The organism is Streptomyces sp. NPDC050263 (genome assembly GCF_040655955.1).
Taxonomy (GTDB): domain Bacteria; phylum Actinomycetota; class Actinomycetes; order Streptomycetales; family Streptomycetaceae; genus Streptomyces.
Map to the genome: position 1 here is coordinate 1 of NZ_JBFAKW010000234.1, position 5,795 is coordinate 5,795.

The 5,795-nt window shown below is 73.9% G+C and carries 4 protein-coding genes; 1 reads left to right on the forward strand and 3 read right to left on the reverse strand.

Annotated features, from left to right (window positions below; translation table 11 throughout):
- Window positions 1-370 precede the first annotated feature (370 nt).
- Window positions 371-3,727 (forward strand): BTAD domain-containing putative transcriptional regulator, encoded by a 3,357-nt coding sequence (locus AB0J04_RS45145; RefSeq protein ID WP_363174549.1) that lies wholly within the window; start codon window positions 371-373, stop codon window positions 3,725-3,727.
- Between the two features lie 45 nt (window positions 3,728-3,772).
- Here AB0J04_RS45145 and AB0J04_RS45150 read toward each other — a convergent pair whose 3' ends face one another.
- The 3 genes from AB0J04_RS45150 to AB0J04_RS45160 all read right to left on the reverse strand — a co-directional run.
- Window positions 3,773-4,633: a BTAD domain-containing putative transcriptional regulator gene (locus AB0J04_RS45150; protein ID WP_363174550.1), complete on the reverse strand. Its 861-nt coding sequence runs from the start codon at window positions 4,631-4,633 to the stop codon at window positions 3,773-3,775.
- Between the two features lie 22 nt (window positions 4,634-4,655).
- Window positions 4,656-5,249 carry a Uma2 family endonuclease gene (locus tag AB0J04_RS45155; protein ID WP_363174551.1) on the reverse strand — a complete coding sequence of 198 codons (594 nt, stop codon included), beginning with the start codon at window positions 5,247-5,249 and terminating at the stop codon, window positions 4,656-4,658.
- A gap of 102 nt (window positions 5,250-5,351) precedes the next feature.
- On the reverse strand, window positions 5,352-5,795 hold a 444-nt coding region (locus AB0J04_RS45160; protein WP_363174552.1), incomplete at its 5' end, for an ABC transporter ATP-binding protein.

Genomic DNA, 5,795 nt, shown 5'->3' on the forward strand with positions numbered 1-5,795 from the left:
ACGTCCAGTACGAGGACTTCCGGCCGGCACACCGAGAGCACGCACCGGACGCCGCTCCTTGACGGGCAAACGTTGCCTGCCGCGGCACTAGACGAGGGTTTTCGCTGGTCGGGCAGTGGTGAAAGGCCGATGAAAGACCGGCGAAGGAGCCGGGAAAGTCGGCCGGCCGAGACTGTTCGTGCGGGGCGGGCCTCCAACGGGGGACACGCGGCGCCCGCCCCGCTTCACCGCTTCACGCGTCGGCGACAGGGACGGCGGGGGCGGCCCCTGGCCGCCATATTGGCCGGATCTCGGCCCCCTGGTGGTCCGTCGGTCACCGTTGGTGAGGGTCGGCGTTGCCCGGTCGTTGTCCCTGGACTACGTTCTGTGAATGCTCTCCCCACGGCCCCGGTTCCGCCTGCTCGGACCCCTGGACGTCGAGATCGACGGACGGGCCGTCGTGCTCACCGGCCGGCAACGGGCGCTGTGCGCGGTGCTCCTGCTCCACGCCAACCACGTCGTCTCCGTCGACCGGCTGATTCAGTGCCTGTGGGACGACCGTCCGCCGGGCGCCGGCGCGGCCCGCGTCCGGGCCCTCGTCGCCGAGGTGCGGCGCGCGCTCGGGCCCACCGGACCCGAGCTGCTGACCACCCGTCGGCCCGGCTACGTCATGCACGCGGGCCCCGACGAACTCGACCTGCTCGCCTTCGAGAACCTCATCCGGGACGGCTCCCGGGCCGCGGCCGACGGCGACTGGCGGGCGGCCCGGCGGTGCGGCGAGCAGGCCCTCGCGCTCTGGCGGGACGAGCCGCTGACCGACCTGTCGGAAGTCGCGGTGCGCGAGGCCGAACGCCAACGCCTCGGCGAACTGCACCTCGTGGCCCGTGAGGGCATGGCCGAGGCCGAGGTCGAGACCGGTCGGCACCGGGAGGCCATCGCCGAACTCCTGCGGCTGACCGCCGCCCATCCGCTGCGCGAACGCCCGCACGGCCTGCTGATGCGCGCCCTGCACCAGGACGGCCGCAGCGCCGAGGCCCTGGAGCTGTACACCGCGCTGCGCCGGCGCCTGGTGGACGAACTCGGCATGGACCCCTCGGCCGACCTCAGGGACCTGCACCAGCGCCTGCTGCGAGGCGGCGGCGTCGTCGCCGCAGGCACCGGCGCGGGCGGCGGCATCTCCGGCAGCGGCCCGTCCGCGCGGCCCGCCCACCCGCCGTCGCCCGAGCGTCCCGTGCCGCGCCAACTCCCGCCCACGCCACGCCGTTTCGTCGGCCGGAGCCGGGAGCTCGAACGCCTCGACTCCTGTCTGCACACGGCCGAACCGCTCGCCGTGATCGTGGGACCGGCCGGCGTCGGCAAGAGCGCCCTGGCGCTCAACTGGGCCCACCGGGCCGCCGACCGCTTCCCCGACGGGCAGCTCTTCCTCGACATGCGGGGCTTCGACAACGCCGAGCCGATGACCCCCGAGGAGGCCCTGCCGCTGCTCCTCCAGGGCCTGGGCTGCGCCCCGCGCGACATCCCGCTGGGCGCCGAGGCGCAGACCGCGCTGTACCGGACGCTGCTGGCGGACCGCCGGGTGCTGGTCGTCCTCGACGACGTGGCCGACGCGTCGTACGTACGCCGGCTGCTGCCCGCCTCGGCGGGCTCACTGACGCTGGTGACGAGCCGCGACAAGCTCAGCGGCCTGGTCACCCTGGACGGCGCGTTCCGGGTCTCCTGCGACGTCCTCGACAGCGCCGCCGCGCTGGAGCTGATCAGCGGCGCGGTCGGCGCGGAGGCGGTGGCCGCCGATCCAGAGGCGGCCGCGCGGCTCGTCGAGCTCTGCGACCACCTGCCGCTCGCGCTGTGCGTCGCCGGCTCCTGGATCGGCGACCGGCCAGGCAGTATCCGGGCATACGTCCGCGACCTCGCCGACCGGGGGCGGCTGGCCCGGCTGCACGTCGAGGGCGAGGAGTCCGTCGCCGTCCGGGCCGCGCTCGACCTGTCGTACGGGGTGCTGCCGGAGGAGGCGCGCCGGGCCTTCCGCTCGCTGGGCGTGCTGCCCGGCACCGGCCGGTCGGTGCCGGCCGCCGCCGCTGCCGCCGGGACGGACGAGCGGAGCCTCGCCGACCTGCTGCGGCTGGCCCAGCGCGTGCACCTGCTGCGCGACGTCGAGTACGGCCGCCCGGCCTGGCACGACCTCGTGCACGAGTACGCCCGTGACCGCACGGCCGCCGAGGACGCCGCCGAGGAGCGGGCCGCCGCCGTCACCCGGACCCTCGACCACTACCTCCAGAGCGTCGTCAACGCGGCCGCCACGGTCGGCCTGTACGTCATGCGCAACCGCCCGGACGCCGTCGAGGGCTCCCTGCCACGGGAGTTCGGGACGACGGAGGAGGCGTACGCCTGGTTCGACGGCGAGTGGGACGACATCGCCGCCGCGATCGGGCACGCCGCCGAACACGGCCCCGCGCCGTACGTGTGGTGGCTGGTGGACGCGCTCCAGGACCTCTTCCACCACCGTCGTCCGCTGTCCGACTGGATGCGGCTGGCGACCCTCGCCCGGGAGGTGGCCGCACGCGGCGGGGACGACGTCGGCCAGGCCTCCATGTGCCTGTCCCTGGGCAGCGCCCGCTGGCGCAACGGAGATCTGCGGGGCGCCCTGGCGGAGTACGAGGAGGCGGAGGAGCTGGCGCGCCGGGCCGGCTGGACGTACGGCGAGGCCGGCAGCCTCCAGGGCAAGGGCGTCACCCTCAAGCTGCTGGGCGAGCTGCACCGCGCACTGCCCTGCTACGACCGTGCCCTGGCCCTCTACCGCACCCTGGGGAACGTCAGGAACGAAGAGATCATGCTGATCAACACGGCCTCCCTGAACCTCACCCTGGGCCGCCTCGACGCGGCCGAGGAGGCGGCGTGCACGGCCCTCGACCTGATCGGCGACACGGCCCACCACAACCGTGCGATGGCCCTCGTCAACCTCGCCCTGGTCCGGCAGAAGCAGGCCCGGTTCGACGAGGCGACGGCGGCGCTGCGCACCTGCTTCCTCGTGTCCCGCGACGCCGGCTCCACCTACACCGAGGCGGTGGCCCTGGAGGCGCTCGGCCGGGTCCGCGCCGACGCCGGCCGGGACGACCGCGCGCTCCTCGCCTACGAGGACGCCCTCGCCGTCTCCCGACGCGTGGAGAACCGCAACTGCCAGGTCGACAGCCTGGTCGGGATCGCCTCCGTGAAACTGCGCGCGGGCCGGGCCGAGGAGACGGCCGAACACCTCGACGCCGCCTTCGAGATCGCCGAGCGCACCGGGCACCGCGCGGGCCTCGTCGAGGTACTGCTGGGCCGCGCCGACCTGGCGCGCGCCCAGGAGCGCCCCGCCGAGGCCCTGGACTGCCTGGAGCGGGCCGAGGGCCTCGCGGCCGACGGCAACCCCCTCACCCTCCCGCGGGTCCATCTGACGGCCGCCCTGACCCTCCTGGACACCGGCAGCGCGGCCCGCGCCGGCGCCGAGGCGACCCGCGCTGCCGCCCTGGCCCACGCCTCCGGCCAACGCCTCGTGCACGCGCGTGCCGTCGCCGCCCTGGGAACCGCCCACGAGGCCCGGGGGGACGCCGGGGCGGCGCACACGGCCCGGGCGGAGGCGGAGTCGTTGTACCGGTCGATCGGCCACCGGCCCGAGCCCGGCGCGCCGCTGCCCCACCACCGTCATCAAGAGCTCCCTCCGGACGCGGAATCCAGACTGACGCTGTACCTGACCGAACACTTCGACGGCTGAACCGGCTGCGACGGCTGAACCGGCTGCGACGGACGGCCGGTCGGCTCAGACGGCGGACGCCGCCGCGTACGCGCTGCCGAGCCGCAGCCGCGGGTCGCGGGCGAGGATCCGTTCCTGGAGGGAGCGCAGTTCCGGACCCGGTTCACAGCCCAGCAGGTCGACCATCCGCAGCCGCAGCAACTGGAAGCAGTCCAGCGCGTCCGCCTGACGTCCGCCGCGGTGCAGGGCGAGCATCAGCAGGCCCGTGACCTTCTCGTCGAAGGGGTGCATCTCGGCCAGCCAGTGCAACTGCGGCAGGCACTCCTCGTGCCGCCCCGCCCGCAGAAACAGCTCCGTGCTGCCGATCAGCGCCTCCCGGTGCTCGCGCCGCAGCGCCACCCGCGCCGACTCCGCCCAGGCCGTGCGGACGTCCGCCAGCGGCTCGCCCCGCCACAGCTCCAGGGCCTGCCCGTAGTGCCCGAGGGCGAGGTCGGTCTCCCCGGCCCGGGCGGCCTGCTGAGCCTCGCGCACCAGAGCCCGGAACCGCGCGGTGTCCACGCTGTCCTCCTCGACGGCGAGGATGTAGCCGCCCCGCTTCCGCACCAGCTCGACCCCCTCGGCCCGCTGCCGCCCGTCGGCCCGCAACGCCTTCCGCAGCCGCGTGGCCTGGATGTACAGGGCGTCCCGGGGATGCTGGGGCCGACGCTCCTGCCACACCCGCTCGATCAGCGCCTCGTCGGCCACGAAGCCGCCGGGGGTCCACGCCAGCGCCGCCAACAACAGCTTGGTCCCATGCGGAAGCGGCAACTTGTCCCCGGACCGCGCCCGCGCCTCCACGCACCCCAACAGCTGAATCTCCATGACGTACCCCCGTACCTCGAACCACGCGAGCCACCACTGTGCGTGCGAGGTGTTCGGGTGGCGCATGGATACTGCACGGACGCGTGGGTCAGAATCTGACGACGCCCTGGTGCCGCGTCTTCCCGTACCGAAGGAAGGCGGCGGTTTCCAGCGTCCACGGTCCGAAGGGCACCGTGTCCCCGAAGATGTACGGGTCCTTGTGCTGGTAGCGGTCCTTGCAGGGGTCGGAGTGCACCTCGATGGTGCCGGTGCGGGGATCGACGATCAGGTAGTGGGCGATGCCCATGGCGGGGTACTCGGCGAGCTTGTCGCCGTAGTCGTTGTCGGGGTTGGACGGGGAGACGATCTCGACGACCGCCGGCACCTGCGTCGCGTCGACCGCGAGGCCTTCCTCGTCGAGCACGTCCTCGGGGATCACCACGGCGTCCGGACGCCGCATCCGGCCGATCGCGGGGTGCTCGATCTCAGGACCGTTCGCGCAGATGTAGCCGGGGTGCGTGGTGAGGAGCTGCTCGTCCAACTGCTTGCAGATACGCCGGACCGTGCCCTCATGGCGCTTGGAAGGCCTCATCATGGCGAGGAACGGCCCGGAAGGCCCGATCTCGACGGTCCAGGACCCTTCCAGGCGTTCGGCATACCCCGAGAGCTCCTCGGCGATCGCCCGCATCTTCGCGTAGTCCATGGCTCAGGGTAGCGAGCGGGCCGATCCGGAGGCGAGGAAGAACGGACGAAGGCCCGCGCCAGGAGCGAGGGCCTTCGGTGCGGTGCGGGGTCGGGCTGTCGGCTACGCGTTCTTGGCGAGGCGGGCCGCCGGGACCGTGGCCGGGGCGGCGTCTGCCGTCTCCGCCGTCTCGGGGTAGTGGCAGGCCGTCAGGTGGCCGGGCTTGTTGCCGGAGACGTGGACCAGCGGCGGGGCCTCCGACGCGCACTTGTCGGTGGCCTTCCAGCAGCGGGTGCGGAAGCGGCAGCCGGACGGCGGGTTGATCGGCGAGGGCACGTCGCCGGTCAGGCGGATGCGCTCGCGCGGGGTGTCGTCCACCGTGGCCTCGGGCACCGCGGAGAGCAGCGCCCGGGTGTAGGGGTGGCGCGGGTTGCCGTACAGGTCCTCGCGGTCGGCGATCTCGACGATCCGGCCGAGGTACATGACCGCCACGCGCTGCGAGAAGTGCCGTACGACGGCGAGGTCGTGGGCGATGAAGACGAACGCGATGCCCAGGTCCCGCTGGAC